Consider the following 20,226-nt stretch of genomic DNA (forward strand, 5'->3'; position numbering starts at 1 on the left):
AATGGTGACCCGTAGGGGATTCGAACCCCTGTTACCTCCGTGAAAGGGAGGTGTCTTAACCCCTTGACCAACGGGCCTTGTTAAGCATGAATGTGGCAAAGAAAAAAGACCGGCTGAACGGTCTTCCCGTTGCATCACTTGAAAAAAAATCGTGGCGGAGAGAGAGGGATTCGAACCCTCGCACCACTTACGCAGTCTAACCCCTTAGCAGAGGGTCCCCTTGAGCCACTTGGGTATCTCTCCAAATCTGGCTCCCCGAACAGGACTCGAACCTGTGACAACTCGATTAACAGTCGAGTGCTCTACCAACTGAGCTATCAGGGAAAAGTAAAAGTGACAAGTAATAATTTATCACGGTTCAATTTTATTGTCAAGCGTTATCATGATTAATTTTCCACGGCATTTGCCGCATGCGTATTTGGCCGGATCAAGCTTCTTCTTGCGCATATATTCAAACCCGCATTTGGAGCAGACAAGCTTATAGCGATACGGCCTAGCCTGACGTTCGGTGCGCTCCGGCAGCGACTGACAATAACGTGATCCTCCCACATGGGCAAGCAATTGCTTAAAGTCTGCATCCCGATGCTTATAGCCGCGCCTCAGAATATGCAAATGATAATGGCATAGCTCATGCTTGATGATCTTCTCAGTTTCTTCTCGTCCGTAAGCAGACAATTGATGCGGGCTTATCTCGATGTTATGCGTACGGGTAAAGTAACGACCGCCCGTCGCCTTTAATCGGCTGTTGAACGTCGCGCGGTGTGTGAAGGCTCGTCCAAAGGATGCCATCGATATTTGCTCGACCCATTGCTGCAGCGTCTCATCATTCATCGTTATTCTCCCCCTACTACTTGAATTTTAAAGGTACGATACGCTACACTGTCAAGTAGGAATGTTATAATCGAGGGGAGTCCAGAACATTTTATGGCAACAATGCGTTACGTCCTTATGAAGCAAAATGAAACAATACTCTTCGTTGAAATGCCCGAATCCCATGCTTATCAGCTCAGTGCGCTTAACCTGCGCCTTCATAAAGAAATCGACAAGCTAACGGCTGATCGCGTACCTAGTCTGCCTTACGCAGTCGCGGAATGCGACGCGGTCGAGCTCCACGACAACTCGATCTCGATCGTAAGCGGACTAGCCTACATTAACGAGCTTGAGGCTGATTTCTCAGCAGTGCAAGAAAAGTCGTACCCGCTTATTTCGCTGTTAACCGAGATTCGCGCGCTTCAAGCTCAGCTTGAGCAATGGTATGAGGAGTATGAGGAAGAGCAAGGCAATTAGTGTGGACCTGCACGGACGTCCGCCCTGCCCCATATTGTAGTATTACAACATGTTGGGCTCGGAAGGGGACGAACGCATATGCCTCAATGGCTTTGCAATCAATTAATGCGCGCATTTCAGAAGAAGGATCGCCGGCAGATCAAGCTGCTTAACGACTGCTGGTACTTCTATCGCAGCAAACAAGGTCCGAAGGAACAAGACAGCAGCACAAGCTTGTAAGACCTGTGCTTCCAGCTTGTTCGGACATAAAAACCGGCTTTCTCTACGATGAGAGAAAGCCGGTTTGTTTGTATGGGGATAATGCAAGGAGTGGAATTACATTTTGTTGAAGAACGTAATTTCGTCAATAGGAAGACGCGTAGAAGGATGGCCTTCAGCCGATGCTTTGCCGATTGGAAGCATCAAAGTAGGGATATAACGCTCAGAGATGCCGAAAAATTCTTTTAGTTGATCGCGGTTGAAGCCGCCCATTGGTACGGTATCTAGACCTTTCGCGCGAGCTGCGAGCATAAGCTGCATCGATACAAGTCCCGTATCGAATGCAACGAGCGATTGCAAACGGTCAGCAGGCAACGAAGGGTACATTTTGGTCGAGTTGGCAACAAAGTTGTCAGCTACTTCTTTAGACATATAGCCTGCTTCAACTGCAGCCCCGTAAATTTGTTCAGAAAGCTTATACATCTCCAAATCGCCGAGCACAATAACGATAGCTGATGCTTCAGCAACTTGTTGTTGGTTGAAGGCAATCGGCACTAGTTTTTGCTTCAATTCCGGGTCCGTAACGACTAAGAAACGCCAAGGCTGCATGTTGGATGAAGATGGTGCTTTCGTTGCTGTTTCCAGCAGTTCGCGAATTTCTTGCTCAGAGACAACGTGGCTGCTGTCATATTTGCGTACGGAACGGCGGCTGTGCAAAACGTTAGCAAAGGATGGCTCTGTTGCATCTTTCGTTGATACTTGAACTTGGGAATCAATTTGTGTTGTTGTCATAATGGTCTCCTCCATTTTGTATCTGTGTTTTAGGATGCACAGTTATCAACAGCATTAACTGCGCAGAATTGCGCATAGTTAGTATCAGCAATAACAGTGCTGTACTTCACATAGTTAAATGTGCATGAACTGTAACTTTTATAAGAACAGTATATGCTGGCCTTATTTATTTGTCAATTAACTTACTTTAGGAAATTAGCTTGCATTAGTTGGAAGCGTAAATGCACGTTGTGCTAAATCTGCAATCGTATAGGGCTGAAGCGCCTCGAGAGTTTTTCGTTCTACTTCGCTTGCAATTTCAGTGAAGGCTGCCTTCATCTCCAAGCCGAATTCTTGCGAGCTTGCCGTATCCAGCATATTGCTGCATAGCGGCTCACCCACTTTAAGCGCCGTATATACGTCAGCAAGCGTAATCGATTCAGGCGATCGCTTGAGACGATAACCGCCGTCACGTCCTTCTCTTGTCTCGATAAGATTCTCTCGCGCCAGCTTAACAAGCACACGGCGCAACAGCGTAGCATCTGCATCTAGACGGCTTGCAATCTCAGCACTTGGACAAATATTCGGCTTCTGAGCCAAAATGACGAGCGCCTGCAAAGATAAACCGAACCATCTATGAGGTGCTACGTTCGCGCATCGTTCTTTATCCATGTTGCTCTCCTTCATTTTCTCGTCCCCCTGCTTATTCGCTATATATAAATTATAGTGGGCTTGCCGATGAACAGGCAAGCCCACTTTATGGCTGAATTTGATTATCGTCTTATGGCTTGCGCATCGTTAAGCTGACACGGCCCTTCTTAATGTCGACACCCAGCACCCACACGGTTACATTATCGCCAACCGATACGACATCCATCGGATGCTTCACGAACTTATCGCTCATTTGGGAAATGTGGACAAGGCCGTCGTTTTTAATGCCAATATCGATAAAGGCGCCGAAGTCGATTACGTTGCGCACTGTTCCTTGAAGCTCCATGCCGGCAGTAAGATCCTCCAGGTTAAGCACATCGGTATGGAAGATCGGAGGCGGCAGCTCCTCGCGCGGATCGCGGCCAGGGCGCAGCAGGCTGTCTACGATGTCTCTGAGCGTCGGTACGCCTACGTCTAACGTGCTCGCCAAGCTTGGCAGGTCGATAGTCTCCAGCTTCGATTGAAGCGCTTCAGTGCCAATCTGTTTCAGTTCCAGCCCTAATGCCCGGAACAGCTTGTCCACGACATCATACGATTCAGGATGAATCGCTGTCCGGTCAAGCGGATTGCCCGCTTCCGGAATACGGAGGAAGCCGATACATTGCTCGTATGACTTTGCGCCAAGCCGCGGCACCTTCTGGAGCTGCGTACGTTTGGCGAATCGGCCATTGTCTTCGCGGTATTTGACTATATTGCGGGCAATCGTTGCGTTAATTCCGGCTACATAAGATAGTAATGACGCAGAAGCGGTGTTAACGTCGACACCGACATGGTTAACGGCCGATTCCACGACGCCGCCCAAGCTCTCATCGAGCCGCTTCTGGCTTACATCATGCTGGTACTGGCCAACGCCAATCGCTTTGGGCTCAATCTTTACAAGCTCGGCTAACGGGTCCTGCAGCCGTCTCGCGATCGATACGGCGCTGCGCTCCGCTACGTCTAGCTTCGGAAACTCTTCTGCTGCAAGCTTCGATGCGGAATATACGCTTGCGCCAGCTTCATTAACGATAATATATTTCAGCTCAGCGCCGGCAGAACCTGCTGCTTTACGCTTGCTAATGAGATTGGCAATGAACTGCTCTGTCTCCCGGGAAGCCGTGCCATTGCCGATAACGATCAGCTCGACCTTGTATTGGTCGATCAGACCGTTTATTAATCGCTCAGCTTCGGCAACCTTGTTGTTCGGAGGCGTCGGATAAGAAACCGCCACTTCTAGCAGCTTGCCGGTATCGTCGATAACTGCAAGCTTACAGCCTGTGCGGAAGGCAGGATCGACGCCTAATACGACGTTGCCGCGAACGGGAGGCTGCAGCAGCAGGTTGCGGAGATTTTCGCTGAAGATGGATATCGCATGCTCTTCCGCCTTCTCTGTCAGCTCGCCGCGCACCTCGCGTTCAATGGATGGCGCAAGCAGCCGTTTGTACGTATCCTCAATAATGGCTATAAATACGTCCCGTACAGCTGCCGCCGTTCCGCCACGAAGCAGCCTGCGTTGAATATAATCGTGAATGCGCTCAGCGGCAAGATCGAAGTTGACGCGAAGCACCTCTTCGCGTTCCCCCCGGTTGATAGCTAACACGCGATGCGGCGGCAGCTTGCGAATCGGTTCTTGGTAGCTGTAATACATCTCGTATACGGTTTCGGCGGAGGCATCCTTCGCTTCCGTCCGGATAATTGCCTGATCGAAGGTGTATTTGCGGACCCAAGCACGCACTGCAGCGTCATCAGCGATATTTTCGGCTAATATGTCCATTGCGCCTTGCAGCGCGTCCTGTGCGGTAGCTACGCCTTTATCTACGTTAATGTACTTAACTGCTTCGGCCAAGGGATCGCCTTGACGAGGCTGCGACCATATCCACAAGGCAAGAGGTTCAAGCCCCCGTTCCTTCGCCACGCTCGCGCGCGTCTTGCGCTTCTGCCGATAAGGCCGGTAGAGATCCTCTACTTCCTGCAGCTTAACCGATTTCTCGATGTCCGCACGGAGCGCATCCGTCAGCTTACCTTGTTCATCAATTAAACGGATGACTTCACGCTTGCGCTCTTCAAGATTACGCATATATTGCAGCTTCTCTTCAATAGCACGCAAATCGTTTTCGTCAAGCTCGCCGGTCATTTCCTTCCGGTACCTGGCAATGAACGGAATCGTATTGCCTTCATCAAGCAGGCTGACAGCCGACTTTACCTTCGATAAAGGTATCGTAAGCTGGGCAGCAATGCCTTTGATAATGCGATCGCTCTCAGCCGCCTTCTGCTCTGCTGTTAACTTAGACTTTCCAGTTGTTTCTTCCGAGCTATCCTCTACACTACGTACACTTGTATCCGCCAATCCTCTACACCATCCTCTGCAAGCTTAAAATGCTGCGCCGTCCGTGGACTGCGCAGCTGAAATTTAACTCGTATGCGGGTTGTTTGCCATTTCGAAGCCGATCTTCGTACGACCGCCATGCCCCGGATAAACAATTGTATCCGAGCTTAGCTTATACAACTTGTTCTTAATGGTGTCGTACAAATCCCGTTCACGGCCTCCTGGGAGATCGGTACGACCGACACTCAACTTGAACAGCACATCGCCGGAGAATAAGTGCTCACCGTTCAGGAAGCTAACGCTGCCCGGCGAATGTCCCGGCGTATGCATAACCTTGAATGTCTGTCCGATCAGATTCAGCGTCTGCCCTTCGGCCAGCGCGTATTCGGCGGGATCGGTCGACAACGGCGGCGTAACATCCTGCCAGCGCATCGAGCCGTTCTTGCGCGGATCGGTCAGCCAATCCGCTTCTAGATCATGAATATAGACGGGGCAATTCGCCGCTTTCCGAACTTCGTCTACCCCGCCCATATGGTCGAAATGGGCATGTGTCAGTAGAATTGCTTCAATATGTACACCTTGAATCCGATCCAGCAGCTTCTTCGGATTCATTCCCGGGTCAATAATGATGCCGCGTTCGCCCGACTCTTGCTCCTCAATCGTGAGCAGATAACAGTTCGTCTGCAATGGTCCTAACGTAAACATCTCAATCTTCATAATTGCTCCCCTAACTCTTAAGCCTTAGAACGATTCCAGCAACGCGCGGAGCTCTTTGATAATAAGGGACTGATATTCCGTACCTTCTCCGTAGCGGCGTCCGATTTCTTGTCTTGTTGCCGCCAGCTTCTCTTGATAATCCGCTGCCTCGCGGTCAGGATTCTCTTGCTTGAACGCAACCATCGGTTCTTGAATATATTTTGGCCTTGGCCCCCATGTGCCAAGCACCGCTCCACCTGTATCAGCGATAATAACGACCGGTACGGAGCGTCCGCCCATCGTCAAGAACTGATCCATCGTGTCTAAATGTTCTTCCATAATAAGAACTTCTGTTGGAATGCCGCTAATCGACAACGCCTGGAACACAACCGGAATGTTGCGTACAACATCGCCGCACCAATCTGCCATCAAGATAAGCACTCGCAGATCATCACGATTGTTCATCGACTCGAACAATTCCCGATCCGATTCGTCTGTCCACTCAAACTTGTCATACCAACCGATGAACGCTTCTTTATTTTTGGTCATGCCATCAATAAATTGCTGTGGAGTAATACCTTTGCCCAGCTTGTCTGCTACGCTTTTGCTCATCTGAATCCCTCTTTCGTGGTCATTATTGAATGACTTCCGTCTAAAGTGTTACACGTATCTATTATACCGATTTGCCACGGGAACGTACAAACTTAATAAGCACATAAACGATCAGCAACGCGAGGGCGATCAGGATCGCTGGCTGTACATAAGGAGCTGCCTCTTCACCGACATTTTCCCATTGGTCGCCGAGCGTTTTGCCCAAATAAACGAATAAAATCGACCATGGCAGCGAAGCGAGCGCCGTAAGCAGCGTAAACAGCCAAAAGTTCATTCTTGCCATGCCCGCCGGGATCGAGATCACTTGACGCATAACAGGCACGAAACGAGCGGTGAACACGATGCCCGCTCCGTATTTTTTGAACCAGCTTTCCGCTGTATCGACATGCTTGGGCTTGATCTTAATGTACTTGCCGTATTTCTCGACGATAGGACGACCGCCGTACCTACCGATTGCGTACAAAATCCAGTTCTGTCCGACAGCACCTATCGTTCCGAAAATAACGGCACCCCAGAAAGAGATATCGCCCTTCCATACTAAGTAACCTCCGAAGCCTAGAACAATTTCACTTGGAATAACTTCAATTAGCAGTCCGATTAAAATACCGAAATACCCTAAGCTTTCAACCCACAACAGCACCTCATGCAAAATATCCTTAATCCATTCCATTCCTGTTCTCAATCCGCCTTCCATCTTAATAATCTACCTTTGTCCGCTTTCACTAGCACTGAGGTTATTCTAACACAAGGCAATGGCAGCATCCACTTTTGTCATGGTCTGACAAGCCTTCGCATAGACTAGCCTATAATGATACGAATAGATGAGGTGATCGTTTCATGTCCAAAGTTTTTATCGTACGAAAAAAGCAGATTCAACTGTTAATCGCTTTTACAGCTCTAGTTGTCGTAGTCGCCGTTTTCCTGAACTGGAATGGGTCCCGTACCGTTAGCGGGCAGCCTACGCAAGCAAGAGTATTCCAGCTCGTAACGACCGAGATTAAGTCGACAACGCAAGACGGCCAAGAAATTGAAGTGTACCGTTGGGATCCCGGGTCCATTATCGTAAACAAAGGAGAGCCCATTGAACTGCATATTACCGGCGTCAGCGGCAAAAGCCATCCCTTCGTAATAGAAGGCCTAGGAGTCCGAGGGACCGTAACCCAAGGCAAAACGACGGTCGTATCGTTCACGGCCGACAAACCTGGGACATACCCTATTGTATGCTTGACCCATAGCGACATGCGCCATGATGGGCCTATGGTAGGCTACATAACAGTGCAATAGGCAATCTATAGGCAGTGCAGTGACCTTCTCTTCTTCGTCCGCATATGTATGGGGTATAGAGAGGAGTCGGTTCTTTTATATGAAGCCTAACGCCCAGAAGCATACTAACGGCTTGCCGACAGCACGCAAAATCCGCAGAGCCTGCAGCAACGAGCTCTACCGCACCGTGAAGCGAATGAAGCTGTGGGTCTCCAAGGAAAAGATGGAGGAAGCCGAACGTCTTTATACCAAAAAAGTTCTGCTCAACCTGATATGGATTGTAGAGCATCAGAGCAATCGCAAGCTTCAGTCCGATTGGTGGGACGAGAACGTGAGCGCGGACATTGCCGCCCTATGGGAAGTTGATCGCGATGTTCTGTGTGCCGCGTTTCGGGAGTCTTATGGGGGCTGAGGAAATAAAAAAGAGAGCTATTCGAAAGCAAGCGCGGAAGATCATTCGCTTCCAAGCTGCTCCTAATAGCTCTCTTCTTCGTCCATGTAGAAAACTACATAATGGATTCTTTTGTTTTCCCTTGCAATTCAACTAAACGCATAATGATAACGCTAGCTTGTGCCCGCGTAACGAGCCCATTCGGACTGAACTTACCGTTTGCCGGCGTAAGCAAGCCTAGCTTCATAACAAGTTCAACCGCAGTCTTGTTCTTGATGAGCGAAGCATCCTTCAGCGAAGCTACCTTAATCTCCGGCTTCATGTGCGCCTTCAGTTTATCGGCATTCAGCATACCATATAACAATACGGCAAGCTGTTCCCTCGTTAGCTGTTCTTCAGGACGAAGCTCTTTGGAAGGAGCTGGCGTCAACCAACCTTGGTTAACAAAAAATTGGACAGGATAGGCATAATCGCTTTGCTGATCAACGTCAGCGAACGGATTTTGCCCCCATTCCATAAAATCTTCGTTCGGTATGTAGCTTAAGTAAATCATCTCCATCCATTCTCCTTTGAGCAATGGATCGTTCGGATAAACCATGCTGTAAAGAGTTTGCGGAAATACACCATGCTTATATAATATATCCAACTGTTTACTCGCCCAGTGTGAACTAATATCCTTCGGATAAAACATATCGTCTGGATCCTCTTCTACCTCTAATTCTTTGTTTAAAGACACCAGTTCACCTGAACCTGCATGGACGAAGTATGGTTTATCTGATTTCAATATAGATAAACGGTAAGCCAGCGTACTTGCGATTCTCCAATCTTCAGGATTCCCTTTCGCATAGATCGTTGAATAGTAGCCTAGATTGGCCTCCATTGCATCTCTGTAGATATCGAGTGCCGTATCATGCTTTATATCTAGCTTCAAGTTCAAATAATCTAGCAATTCATTCACGTCATTAGCGTCATATTGATTTCTGTTATAGCCAACCAGATCGCCATGTTTGTCTATTTTTATCGTAATATTGCTGCTGTCAACCGGAATGTCCTTATAGAAATGTTTGAATTCAGCCACAAAATAATCGCCCCCGAGAACGGCTTCTTTCATATCAGTAACTTTTAAACGGTAAAATTTGTCTGCTTCCAGGTATAAACCCGTCACGAGCTTGATTGCCTTATCCATCGCCTGCTCTTTTGTAATTTCCTTCACCTTTGATGTGTCTAAGTAACTGGATTCCAAATCAGTGGTCACACGCATAATTTGACCGGTATCTGCGTATATCTGTACATTGATTTCACTTGGATCTTCAACGTTTCCGTCGCCGGGACTTCCTTTTACCCATTTGAGATGCCATGCTTTCGGTTCGCCTTCATAGCCGTTATTATCATCGAAGAAAGAATCGGATAGCTTATATCCGCTCGGTATTGAAATAATTGCTTGAACAGCCTTTATTGCTTGTTCCTTTGATAGTGTCGGACCCGAATGCGCTAGAAAGGGCTTTCCAGATGGGGCGAAAGCGGAGTAGTCCGTGGATGCTACGACACCGTTATCAACTTCAATAAATTTGCCGCTAAGCGCATCCATATCTCTTCGATTGATTTCTTCATATACTAGCGTATACATTGGCATTATTCCCGCATATGTCATTACCATCGATGTATGATCCGTAGCATACCTCAATTGAAGCTTTACTTCGTCACGGAACTTGTTAAGTGCTTCTTGCTTGGAAACAATCGAATCGGGGGAGACATAATCCGTTTGATATCTGCTCACCTCGTATTTCACTACTTTCCCGCTGCTGTCTATGGCTACATACACTCTTTCTCCTTGTGAAGGAATCCCATTAACCCAGACATCGAAAGCAAAATCATGTGCTAAGCTGCCAAACAGCGGATCTATTGGTTTGTTGCGAGGATAATTACTTACCGGAATCATTTGACTTACTGTCAAAGAGGGATTGGCTTTGGCTATGAATTGTTTGGAGAGCTTAACCGCTTCATTGCGCGAAAGCAGCATCTTCAGTGCACTGGTCGGGTGATTGGTCGTATCAAAAAACATCACTAACTCACCGTTATCTGCGCTTACACTAGTAAAATAAGTTCCAGCTTTCGTATTCCCCTTAATCTTCCATTCAAAATCCCAGATCAGCATAGTCGTATACGGCTCATATCTTAATTGAGTGTTGGTAATCTCAGCATGGTTCAGTACGGGAAACAATGCGCGAACAGCTTCATTTGCTTTCTGCTTAGACACCTTTGCTTTGCTTTCATCAATGGGCTTAACAGGTTCTTCCCCCTCCTCGTCATCCTCGGCAGTTGCTGTCAAAGATACGCCTGCCGCTTGAACGGTACCCATAACTGGCATGCATATTAAAGAAAAAGCTAATAGTATGCTAAATGCCGATCTTATTAGCTTACTCTCTACTCTACTTTTATTTTTCACCTTTCCCATAACCCCATCGCCCTCTCGTCTATGTATACCTTATCTCTAAGTTTGCACTCTCTATTTTAACGCATGATTAACATGGAAGTAACGCATTATTTTTCCATTTAACAACAAAAAGATCCCGAGTATGCAACAATGCATACCCGGGATCTTTCGTTACGTCTAGTGACTTTGTTCTTGCAGTCGATCGCAAGACACCGTCTTCGTATTGACGGGGTTTCCGCCGACTTGAACTGTAGCCATACCGTTAGCCTCGTCGACATTCTCAATCCAGACGGAGTCGCCGTCCAGCATGACGGAGAAAGTCTGATCGGAATTATAAATTTGCTTCGCGCGTGTCGTATCCAAGCTTAATCCCCTCTCTGCTCCGGTTCCATCGTATCAATTGTCGTCTCATCAATAAGACCGCCTTGAATCGTTACGTTGCCGCCGCCCAGGCCCTCATTTACCATACGGTCAATGTCCATAAAATAATCGTCCCTGCCCTCGTTTTGCGGCTCGGCTGCCGCTTGCTGCGCCTCATTGTTCGTCTCGCCCATTCGGCTCGCCTCCTAAGAAGGTTATAAAGTGTTACTCGCAAAATATGCCCTTTTAGTCCGCATTCCATTCATCTGTTACAGGAGCGGAGAAAGCATATGGAGCAGCGATTCAGCCGCCTTCTGCTTCCAAGGTCGTTTAGTAAATTGCTGGGTAAGCACCTGTCGGCTCTGCCTCAGGTCTTCGTTGAAATCGATTGATAACCGCTCTATCGCATCCGCATCAAACAGCAGTGCATTAAGCTCGAAGTTGCTGTAAAAACTTCGCATATCCATATTGGCCGTACCTACTGAAGCGAGCATTTGATCGATGATCATCACCTTGGCATGAATGAAGCCTTTCTGATACCGATAAACCTTCACGCCTGCGTCCAGCATATCTTGGACATACGATAGCGTCGTCAACAGCACAATCTTCGTATCGGCGATTCCCGGAATGATGAGTGAGACCTCTACTCCGCTTTGCGCTGCTGTTCGTAATGCCATCACAAGACTTGGATCGGGGATGAAATAGGGTGTAGATATGCAAATACGCGACCTCGCCGCATTAATGGCGGCAAAGGTTACGTCTAATATTTTCTGATCGTTGCGACCCGGCTCGCTTGGAACGATAAGCACATTCTCCTTGCCCGAGTACGAATCCACTGGCATATAGCGCTGCACGTCCAGCTGCTCCTTGGAGGCAAAGGCCCAATCATTTAGAAACAGCTGCTGCAAATCATGTACTGTGTTGCCCTGCAGCTTAAGATGCGTATCCCGCCAAAAGCCAAGACGCTTATCTTTGCCCAAGTACTCATCACCGATATTAATACCGCCCAGGAAACCAACAAGACCGTCTACGACTACGATTTTGCGATGATTCCGATAATTAAGACGACGTTCATAGAATGCAAACCGCGGTGGCAAAAAACAGCTCGTCTGAACGCCCGCTCTGTGCAGGTCTTTCAAAAAATTCTCGCTTATATGCAGACTCCCGACCCCGTCATACACGATCCTTACCTCTACACCTTCCCGTGCTTTGCGAATGAGCATGTTAAGAAATCGCCTTCCAATGCCGTCATCGCGGATCGTATAATAATCCATATGAATATGATGCCTAGCCTCGCTCAATGCCTTCAATATTGCTTCAAACGTTGCTTCTCCATTCGTTAATATTTCAGTGTGATTACCTGCTTTTATTGCAAAAGGTGTCATCGTCGACAATAATTCGAACAAGTTCCTCTGGTTGACTAGTTCTGCGTTGTCCAATTCCTCGATGCGATGCACCTGGTTATGCGACGATGATGGCGAACTAGTCGAAGCATAATTGTGATAGCTCTTGAATCTTCTTGTCATTTTACGATTTCTAAAGTCTTGACCAAGCATAATGAACGCTAGAAAACCAACGTAAGGGAACACTAAAGCAATAAGCAGCCAAGCCGTCATCTGAGCAGGCCTCCTATGCTCCATTAGCATAATTACGGCCAAAAACAAAATATACAGCAACAGTGCCGCAACTAGCCAATCGAGCCAAGCGGCCATCTTAACCCTCCATATACATTTTATTTCCGTGTATGTAGTTTGGGCGCGAGCTATTGGCAGTATACGACTTGTTCGAAAAAAAGAGCCTTACGGTCATAAATAACCGTAAAGCTCTTCTCCGTTCAAACTTTGTTTTGTTCAATGTATCGTTCAAGAATTCGTGAATGCATGCTCAGCTTTCTTCTCATACAGGATGGCAATCGCCTATGATGTATACCTAGCTTATACCCGATCAGCTTGGCACCCGATTCAATAACAAGCCTTGGGATAAGCAGCCATCGTCGAGAGCTAAGCAAAGCCTTAACCTGCAGTTTCACAAGACCCGATCCGGCTTTGCCCACACCGCTGTAAGGCATAATCCATGAATTGCATCTCATCGATACTCCGTTATCGAAATACCGGCGCAGCTGCTGCATGATCGAGTAATGATGGGAATGATAAACGAGCGCTTCCGCACAATAGGCAACCTTGAAGCCGGAAAGGATACACCGAGCCGACATAAACAAATCTTCATTGAATATAACCGGCGCTTGGAATCTCCCCATCGCCTCGAACGTATTTTTACGAATCGCCGCGCAAACGTTGGAGCAGAAAAACGTCTTTATCCCCATTTGACTCACATGCTCAAACGACTTGAATTGCGACTGCTCCGGATAATTATATTGTCTTGCTAGTTGTTCAAGCACATCTGCACCAGGTCTTGCGCATTGCTTGGCATAAGAATATACAACCTTATCCTGCGCTAGCAACGGATTAACTAGCTTATCGATCATATGCTCGTTCATCGGCTCCGCATCTTGCGTCATGAACAGTAGAATATTACCTTCCGCTGCCTCTGCCGCCATGTTGCGTGTCCCGCCATGATCAAATTCGCTTCTGCGCACCGTGATGACCCTGGCGCCTGCTTGCTCGGCTGCCCGCGGCGTACCGTCGACGGATTCAGAATCAATCACGATGATCTCATAGGGTTGAATCGTTTGTTGCTTAAGCTTATCTAGAAGTATATGTATGGCAGATCCTGCATTTAATGTAGGTATAATAACGGACACGCGGCAAACCGCTTGTTGCTCAGTAAGCATTTTTATTTATCAAGCCCTTCAGCACCGTCTTGTAAATAATCTTGATGTCGAATAGGAATGTCCAATTTTCGATGTAGAAAATGTCGTGAACGATACGTTCTTCGATCGAGGTGTCTCCACGCAGACCGTTCGTCTGCGCCCAACCCGTGATTCCCGGTCTGATCTGATGCTTAATCATATATTTTGGAATTTCTTCCTTGAATTGATTAACGAAATAAGGACGTTCCGGACGAGGACCTACAACGCTCATATGTCCTAGCAATACGTTGAAAAACTGCGGCAATTCATCCAGGCTAGTACGCCTGAGAAAGCTTCCGAACTTCGTTCGGCGCGGGTCGTTCTTCACCGTCCACTGCGTATCTGAGTCTTTGCCCGACGATAGGCGCATGGATCGGAACTTATACATATGGAAAGACTTGCGGTCGAGCCCCATTCGCTCCTGCTTGAATAGAACAGGACCACGCGACGTCAGCTTAATGCCGATCACTGCGAACAGCATAAGCGGAGACGTTACGAGAATCGCAGCAAGCGAGAACAAGATATCGAACCAACGCTTCATAATTCGGTTACTTAACTCATCAAGCGGAACATCCCTTACGTTAATGAGAGGAATGCCTGCGAAGTTATCGAAGAACGGCCTTGCTGGTAGCACATCGAAGAAATCCGGAATAATAAGTGTTTTGACACCCGACTTCTCGCAAATGGATATAATTTCACTGTACTTTCCGTAGGCAGCTAATGGCAGAGCTATAATAACATCGTCTACTGTCTTCCCATCTATGGTCTGCTCCAGCTCGTCAAGTCTCCCTATAATCGGCTTCAAATACCGATGCTCAGGCGCATGCTCGGATTGGAAATCATCGAGGAATCCAATGACTTCATAACCGAGATCTGGATTATTTTGCAGATTATCATAGAATCGCCGACCGACAGAACCGGCACCTAGAATGACGATGTATCTCTTATTGAATCCTTGGCGCCGGAACGAGATTAATACCCTCTTAAGTACGAATCGATAGAAAGAAACACCTACTATATTCATAGCAATAAAAATAGCTAGAAATTCACGCGAGACGTGAACTTCTTTGACGAAATACAATAAGCTCAGCAAGCCGAGGAAACTAATAAACTGCACCTGTAGCAATTTAAACAACTCAAAGGAAAATGCCTTTCGTCTCTTGGGCGAATAGAATTGCATGTAGATTCCAATTAACACGGTCGCAAAAGAGTAAATCGTTCCCCAGAGCAGATACGTTTTGAACGGAACAGAGGCATTATGCGGTAGCCATTCGCTCTCGAACTTAAGCCAATAGGCTGTCAAAAAAACGATCAACGTAATAAATAGGTCAGTCAGCATATAGAGCTGTGTCAGAAATCGCTGATTTTGTCGGATCATTAGCTAAAGATTCACCTGCATTCTACTATAATTCGACTCTATCTGCATTGTAGCAAAATGGAAGGAAACTACCAAACTTTTTTTTACAAATATAATTTAATTAGCGCGCCATTCTAGTCATCCGGCGCGCTAACTTAAATCGATATCATCATTTCAAGCGAATCTCAATCATGTTTCGTTCATTATAAAGTGTCTTAAAGCTTCCCGCCACGGGCGCAGATCTTGTAATCCATTCGCCAAAATCGCGCCATGTGCCATGACCGAGTTGGCAGGACGAGGAGCAGGACGAGGGAATTCGGCTGTCGTACACGGTTCTAACTTCACTTTCTGTTTACTTTCCTCAAAAATAGCTTCAGCAAATTCAAACCAAGAGCAGCTTCCCGTATTAGAAGCATGGTAGATCCCGTAATGCTCGGTTTGGAGCAGTTCGATTAGAAAGGAAGCGAGGTCATATGTATAAGTTGGTGAACCTACTTGATCGGAGACGACCGTCAGATGATCGCGCTCCCCTGCCAGGTTCAGCATTGACTTTACGAAGTTATTGCCATACTTCCCAAAAACCCATGATGTACGGACGATGAAGTAACGTTCCAATACCGACTGAACCGCAACCTCGCCAGCAAGCTTTGACTTACCGTATACGGTCTGCGGATTCGGCTGATCCTGCTCTCCGTACGGTAAACTGCTTGTCCCATCGAATACATAGTCTGTGCTTATATAACAAAACTTAGCGCCGACTGCTTCTGCAGCTTCTACCAGATTGCTTGTGCCCGCTTCATTTACAAGAAATGCACTGTCAGAATCAGACTCCGCCTTATCTACAGCCGTATAAGCAGCGCAATGGATAACGACATCCGGCTTATATCTCTTAAGGATAGTCTTGCATTGCTCGGAGCTTGTAATATCGAGATCTTCCCGACTAAAACCAATAATGTCCGCTGCATTGGTTGTCCATAAAGCAAGTTCACGACCAAGTTGTCCATTCGCACCTGTAACTAAAATCTTTAGTTTCGGAATTGTCATGCTCCTGATCCTAGACGCTCTTTGTACTGAACATCAAAGTATTCCTGATACGCTCCCGATACAACCTTCTCCATCCACTCTTTATTCGAAAGATACCAATCAATGGTAGATTTAATACCACTCTCATAGTCGAACTTAGGCTCCCAACCGAGCTCGCGCCGTATCTTATCTGCATCGATAGCATAACGGCGATCATGTCCGAGACGATCCTTAACATAAGTAATAAGTGACTCCGGCTTGCCTAAAGCGTCGAGTATCGTACGAACGACCTGTAAATTATTGCGCTCATTACGTCCACCGACATTGTAAACTTCACCGCTACGTCCTTGATGAAGAACTAGATCAATAGCGCTGCAATGGTCTTCTACATACAGCCAATCACGTACGTTCAAACCATCTCCATAAACCGGCAATGGCCGGTCGTTGAGCGCATTCTGAATCATTAGTGGAATCAACTTCTCAGGAAACTGATACGGTCCATAATTGTTCGAGCAGCGCGTAATATTCACGTTCATTCCGAACGTCTCATGATAAGCGCGAACAAGCAAATCCGCCCCTGCCTTGCTGGCCGAATAAGGACTATTCGGTGCTAACGGCGTCTCCTCCGTGAATAGCCCCGTCTCTCCAAGCGTACCGTAAACCTCATCCGTCGACACTTGAACGAACTTGCCGACATTGTATTGCCTAGCCAGATCAAGCAGTACTTGCGTACCAAGTATATTAGTCCTCACAAAAATATCTGGCTGCAGAATACTCCGGTCTACATGTGATTCTGCCGCAAAGTTAATAACCGCGTCTAAGCCGCCTTGGAAAATCGGCTCTAGCTCGTTGAGCTCCGCAATGTCAGCTTTAACAAACTGGTAGTTCGGATACTGTTCAATAGACCTCAAATTTTCTAGATTGCCCGCATATGTAAGGGCATCGACATTAATAATTTCATAGTCTGGATGCTGCTTAAGCATATATAGAATAAAGTTACTGCCGATAAAACCGGCGCCGCCCGTCACTACGATTTTCACGATTTCAACTCACCTTTCACATTGAATACGATTTTGAAACACTCTCTACTTTATTTGTCACTTTCATCAACGAAAATAATCGAGAGCCTGTACTTTTCATCATTCGTACAAGTAGGATATTTCCTTAATATCAAAGCGTAATCCGGCTTGCATACCAAAATCCAATCGGATGCTCAAAATTTCATACTCATCATCAATTTCGAAAATATATTGCTTCTGTGATGATTTTAATTCGAATCTTTGGCTTTTTTCTTCATTCTCAATATGATCCTCAGTAGTCGTCCAAAATAATTGGCCTTGCGCAATGTCAGGCAAATTCTCAAACTGGACAGCAACATATCTAACTTTCTTACTCGGCGGTAATTTCCACGTTAGAGTAGGATCAATCCCTAATGTTTCCATATGAATTATTGAACCGTTTTCTTGCAAACTCGCTTGAGTCGAAAGGGTCAAATTGTTTAGATCCAGTATTTCTTTCGTTCCCTCTTGAAAGCTGTTTAGATAGTCCAAAGTAATTGTGGAATAATCCATTTGCATAATGATAGGCAGATACCTTTCTACTACTTCATAAATAAAAATTTTGTGTTTTCTTATGTCCGACCAAAGTTGCTCGCTCAAAGGATTATCGATATATGTCACCGTTTTTATGTTGTCAATATAGTGAGACATTGCAGTATTAATATCAGCTCCAAAGCTATCGCGGTAAAGAAACGCGCTTGGCAGCTTGTTTTTAACGGCTCCATATTCAATGACTGTACCTGTATAATTCGTTTTGTAGTTTTCCGCGTCCCTGAGCCCCAATATATGATTTAAATCTGCCTTTCCTTTTTCGCTCTGTTTACCGACGATTCCAGGCTGTTTTGTGAATTCCACACCGGCATTCAAATTTTTCAAGATTTCTAGTGAAACAAGAAATCCCGCAGTCTGATTCCAATGTGTGTCTCGTTTATCGTACAGTTGGTATTCATCCTTAAATGAATATAAAAAGGGCACAAGGTCCATATGATTGACTCCGTCCAGGGTCAAACGGTCCAATACTTTGTCATAATTATTTTTTTCTTTCGGGTTCAAGCTTTTGTAAGGCATATATTCAGGATATATTGTATTTTTATTTGGAGCTATTACAAACATAAAATAAATTCCTTTTTGCTGAAGTAACCTTTGAATTTCAAGTAAATGATTTGAAAATTTTTCGACTTTCTCGTCTGTAACCGTTGGAATGCGATGATAATCATTCAACGTCCCGTGAAAAAAAACAAAGTCATTTTTACCCATAATCACCTGATTGTTCGGAGACGATTTAAATAATTTGACGTCAATTGTTGCATTCAATTGCACAAGCGTATCTCTAAATCCAAAATGGTCGTTCCAATACTCATCGAGCTGCCTCGCAAATTGTCCAGTCTTAAACGAATTATACGTTGCAGCAGGAAACTGTACCTTTTTTCTTTTCTCGTCCAGTTTTTGTTGCGGAAAAATCCCGGTAAGCATTTGTACGAATGGCAAAAACATGAGAACGGCAAAAATAACAACAAATATTTTTTTGGTCATAGCCGTCCCCTCCTTTAAAACCTAAAATATATGAATGGATTATAAATGGAATTAGACAAAAGCATGATGCAGTATATCCAAATTATCAGCAACAATACACCCCGGACGGTGTCGTTAGCCAACCATTTGTTATTACATGTATAGACGCTGAAGAACAAGGCCAATAGTGAGAGAATAATGTTTTTGAAGGATAAGGAAAGGATAAATTGAAACGGATTCGTAATGTTGGTTGGATCGAGCATCGCAGCAATGTAATACAAAGCATCAGGCAGCGTTTCAGCACGAAAAAATACCCAGCCGATCAAAACGAAAAAAAATGTAGGTAGAATCCTCCATCTCGACGGATTTCTAGTCAAGATGGAATAGTTTTTCTCGATTACAAGAAAGAAACCGTGAAACAGCCCCCATATAATGAAGTTCCAGCTTGCGCCATGCCAGAAGCCAGTCAAAAAAAATACAATCCACAAATTACGTAACGTTTTTCTCTTGCCCTCTCTATTGCCTCCAAGCGGAATATAGACATAATCTCTGAAAAACCTCGACAACGAAATATGCCATCTTCTCCAAAAATCCGTTATGGTTCTTGCAATATAAGGCATATTAAAGTTTTCTGGAATGTCGAAGCCCATCATCTTGCCTAACCCAATCGCCATATCGGAATAACCCGAAAAATCAAAATAAATTTGCATAGCATAACAAACAATGCCTATCCAAGCAATCGGCATGCTCAAATCATGATTAGCCATGCCAAAAACCTCATCCGCGATTTGACCAGCAGCATTAGCCAAAATAATCTTCTTACCGAGACCAATGGAAAATCTCCACATACCCTCGAAAAATTTGTGAAACGAGTGTGATCTCCCCTTAAATTGGGAGGCGATTTCATTAAATCTTATAATAGGCCCAGCAATCAGTTGCGGGAACAGCGCGATATACAATGAAAAATCGATATAAGAACGCATAGCGCGCTCTCTGCCTCTATAAATATCGACGATATAACTGATTTTATGGAAAGTAAAAAAAGAAATACCCACCGGCAGCGCAATATTCACCCAATGGGCTTCATTCATGCCGAACTCGACAATGAAGTCGTTAAATTGTTCGATAAAAAAATTTGCATACTTAAAATAGAGCAAAAAAGACAAATTTATTGTAACTGACAAAAAGACAAAGACTCTCTTACGCTTTAGATGTTCGGTACGATCGATGCATAATCCGATTATATAGTCCATTAATGTAGAAATGACGAGCATGTACAAAAACTCTGACGAACCCCAAGCATAAAAGATATAGCTTGCTGTGAGTAGGAAAATGTTTTTGAGCTTGAAAGGAAGCAAGTAGTAGATCAATAAGAAAAACGGAAAAAAAAACAGCAAGAACGATATTGAACTGAATACCAAGAAGAACACCCATTTCCA

21 protein-coding genes and 3 tRNA genes are annotated in these 20,226 nt (G+C 45.7%); 4 read left to right on the top strand and 20 right to left on the bottom strand.

The window, feature by feature from the left end; genetic code table 11:
- Window positions 1–2: 2 nt before the first annotated feature.
- From AC0YN0_RS24700 to AC0YN0_RS24715, 4 genes are all read right to left on the bottom strand, one after another.
- Window positions 3–77: transfer RNA gene (locus AC0YN0_RS24700), tRNA-Glu, on the bottom strand.
- A gap of 75 nt (window positions 78–152) precedes the next feature.
- A tRNA-Ser gene (locus tag AC0YN0_RS24705) sits at window positions 153–243 on the bottom strand.
- Window positions 244–248: 5 nt separating this feature from the next.
- A tRNA-Asn gene (locus tag AC0YN0_RS24710) sits at window positions 249–324 on the bottom strand.
- Between the two features lie 27 nt (window positions 325–351).
- A complete protein-coding gene (locus AC0YN0_RS24715; RefSeq protein ID WP_475823640.1) occupies window positions 352–831 on the bottom strand; it encodes a SprT family protein in 480 nt (159 codons plus the stop codon).
- A 93-nt stretch (window positions 832–924) separates the two neighbouring features.
- Here AC0YN0_RS24715 and AC0YN0_RS24720 point away from each other — a divergent pair, with 93 nt between their 5' ends.
- Complete coding sequence (locus tag AC0YN0_RS24720; protein WP_475823641.1) at window positions 925–1,287, top strand: hydrolase/acyltransferase; 363 nt, start codon at window positions 925–927, stop codon at window positions 1,285–1,287.
- Between the two features lie 78 nt (window positions 1,288–1,365).
- On the top strand, window positions 1,366–1,506 hold the full coding sequence (gene cmpA / locus AC0YN0_RS24725; RefSeq protein ID WP_475823642.1) for a cortex morphogenetic protein CmpA: 141 nt from the start codon (window positions 1,366–1,368) through the stop codon (window positions 1,504–1,506).
- Window positions 1,507–1,602: 96 nt separating this feature from the next.
- Here cmpA and AC0YN0_RS24730 read toward each other — a convergent pair whose 3' ends face one another.
- The 6 genes from AC0YN0_RS24730 to uptA form a co-directional block, all read right to left on the bottom strand.
- The gene (locus AC0YN0_RS24730) at window positions 1,603–2,277 is read right to left on the bottom strand and encodes a nitroreductase family protein (RefSeq protein WP_475823643.1); all 675 of its coding nucleotides are present in this window, start codon (window positions 2,275–2,277) and stop codon (window positions 1,603–1,605) included.
- Between the two features lie 195 nt (window positions 2,278–2,472).
- Entirely contained in the window at window positions 2,473–2,943 is a 471-nt protein-coding gene (locus tag AC0YN0_RS24735) for an Rrf2 family transcriptional regulator (protein ID WP_475823644.1), read from the bottom strand.
- Between the two features lie 94 nt (window positions 2,944–3,037).
- Window positions 3,038–5,293: a Tex family protein gene (locus AC0YN0_RS24740; protein ID WP_475823645.1), complete on the bottom strand. Its 2,256-nt coding sequence runs from the start codon at window positions 5,291–5,293 to the stop codon at window positions 3,038–3,040.
- A 63-nt stretch (window positions 5,294–5,356) separates the two neighbouring features.
- Window positions 5,357–5,989 carry an MBL fold metallo-hydrolase gene (locus AC0YN0_RS24745; RefSeq protein ID WP_475823646.1) on the bottom strand — a complete coding sequence of 211 codons (633 nt, stop codon included), beginning with the start codon at window positions 5,987–5,989 and terminating at the stop codon, window positions 5,357–5,359.
- A 24-nt stretch (window positions 5,990–6,013) separates the two neighbouring features.
- On the bottom strand, window positions 6,014–6,580 hold the full coding sequence (locus tag AC0YN0_RS24750) for a thioredoxin family protein (protein ID WP_475823647.1): 567 nt from the start codon (window positions 6,578–6,580) through the stop codon (window positions 6,014–6,016).
- A 61-nt stretch (window positions 6,581–6,641) separates the two neighbouring features.
- On the bottom strand, window positions 6,642–7,250 hold the full coding sequence (uptA, locus tag AC0YN0_RS24755; protein ID WP_442051307.1) for an undecaprenyl phosphate transporter UptA: 609 nt from the start codon (window positions 7,248–7,250) through the stop codon (window positions 6,642–6,644).
- A 167-nt stretch (window positions 7,251–7,417) separates the two neighbouring features.
- Between uptA and AC0YN0_RS24760 the strand changes: the two genes are divergently transcribed.
- Together AC0YN0_RS24760 and AC0YN0_RS24765 are read left to right on the top strand one after the other, a co-directional pair.
- Complete coding sequence (locus tag AC0YN0_RS24760) at window positions 7,418–7,864, top strand: cupredoxin domain-containing protein (protein ID WP_442051297.1); 447 nt, start codon at window positions 7,418–7,420, stop codon at window positions 7,862–7,864.
- A 79-nt stretch (window positions 7,865–7,943) separates the two neighbouring features.
- Window positions 7,944–8,255: a dehydrogenase gene (locus tag AC0YN0_RS24765; RefSeq protein ID WP_442051296.1), complete on the top strand. Its 312-nt coding sequence runs from the start codon at window positions 7,944–7,946 to the stop codon at window positions 8,253–8,255.
- Between the two features lie 94 nt (window positions 8,256–8,349).
- Here the strand turns inward: AC0YN0_RS24765 and AC0YN0_RS24770 are convergent, their stop codons facing one another.
- From AC0YN0_RS24770 to AC0YN0_RS24815, 10 genes are all read right to left on the bottom strand, one after another.
- Window positions 8,350–10,689 (bottom strand): YcdB/YcdC domain-containing protein, encoded by a 2,340-nt coding sequence (locus tag AC0YN0_RS24770; protein WP_475823648.1) that lies wholly within the window; start codon window positions 10,687–10,689, stop codon window positions 8,350–8,352.
- Between the two features lie 156 nt (window positions 10,690–10,845).
- Window positions 10,846–11,031, bottom strand: a complete 186-nt coding sequence (locus tag AC0YN0_RS24775) for an H-type small acid-soluble spore protein (RefSeq protein WP_475823649.1) — start codon at window positions 11,029–11,031, stop codon at window positions 10,846–10,848.
- Between the two features lie 2 nt (window positions 11,032–11,033).
- Window positions 11,034–11,222, bottom strand: a complete 189-nt coding sequence (locus AC0YN0_RS24780; protein ID WP_475823650.1) for a hypothetical protein — start codon at window positions 11,220–11,222, stop codon at window positions 11,034–11,036.
- A gap of 75 nt (window positions 11,223–11,297) precedes the next feature.
- Window positions 11,298–12,740 carry a cardiolipin synthase gene (gene cls / locus AC0YN0_RS24785; RefSeq protein ID WP_475823651.1) on the bottom strand — a complete coding sequence of 481 codons (1,443 nt, stop codon included), beginning with the start codon at window positions 12,738–12,740 and terminating at the stop codon, window positions 11,298–11,300.
- Window positions 12,741–12,862: 122 nt separating this feature from the next.
- Window positions 12,863–13,789, bottom strand: coding sequence for a glycosyltransferase family 2 protein (locus tag AC0YN0_RS24790; protein WP_475823652.1), 927 nt, complete (start codon window positions 13,787–13,789; stop codon window positions 12,863–12,865).
- A gap of 19 nt (window positions 13,790–13,808) precedes the next feature.
- A complete protein-coding gene (locus AC0YN0_RS24795) occupies window positions 13,809–15,215 on the bottom strand; it encodes an undecaprenyl-phosphate glucose phosphotransferase (RefSeq protein ID WP_475823653.1) in 1,407 nt (468 codons plus the stop codon).
- Between the two features lie 168 nt (window positions 15,216–15,383).
- Window positions 15,384–16,238, bottom strand: coding sequence for a dTDP-4-dehydrorhamnose reductase (rfbD, locus tag AC0YN0_RS24800; RefSeq protein WP_475823654.1), 855 nt, complete (start codon window positions 16,236–16,238; stop codon window positions 15,384–15,386).
- On the bottom strand, window positions 16,235–17,257 hold the full coding sequence (rfbB, locus tag AC0YN0_RS24805) for a dTDP-glucose 4,6-dehydratase (protein ID WP_475823655.1): 1,023 nt from the start codon (window positions 17,255–17,257) through the stop codon (window positions 16,235–16,237). The genes rfbD and rfbB overlap by 4 nt, the downstream gene beginning before the upstream one ends.
- Window positions 17,258–17,356: 99 nt before the next feature.
- On the bottom strand, window positions 17,357–18,808 hold the full coding sequence (locus AC0YN0_RS24810; RefSeq protein WP_475823656.1) for an alginate O-acetyltransferase AlgX-related protein: 1,452 nt from the start codon (window positions 18,806–18,808) through the stop codon (window positions 17,357–17,359).
- A 14-nt stretch (window positions 18,809–18,822) separates the two neighbouring features.
- Window positions 18,823–20,217: an MBOAT family O-acyltransferase gene (locus tag AC0YN0_RS24815; protein WP_475823657.1), complete on the bottom strand. Its 1,395-nt coding sequence runs from the start codon at window positions 20,215–20,217 to the stop codon at window positions 18,823–18,825.
- Window positions 20,218–20,226: the final 9 nt, after the last annotated feature.

It is taken from the genome of Paenibacillus sp. J22P218 (assembly GCF_056269195.1).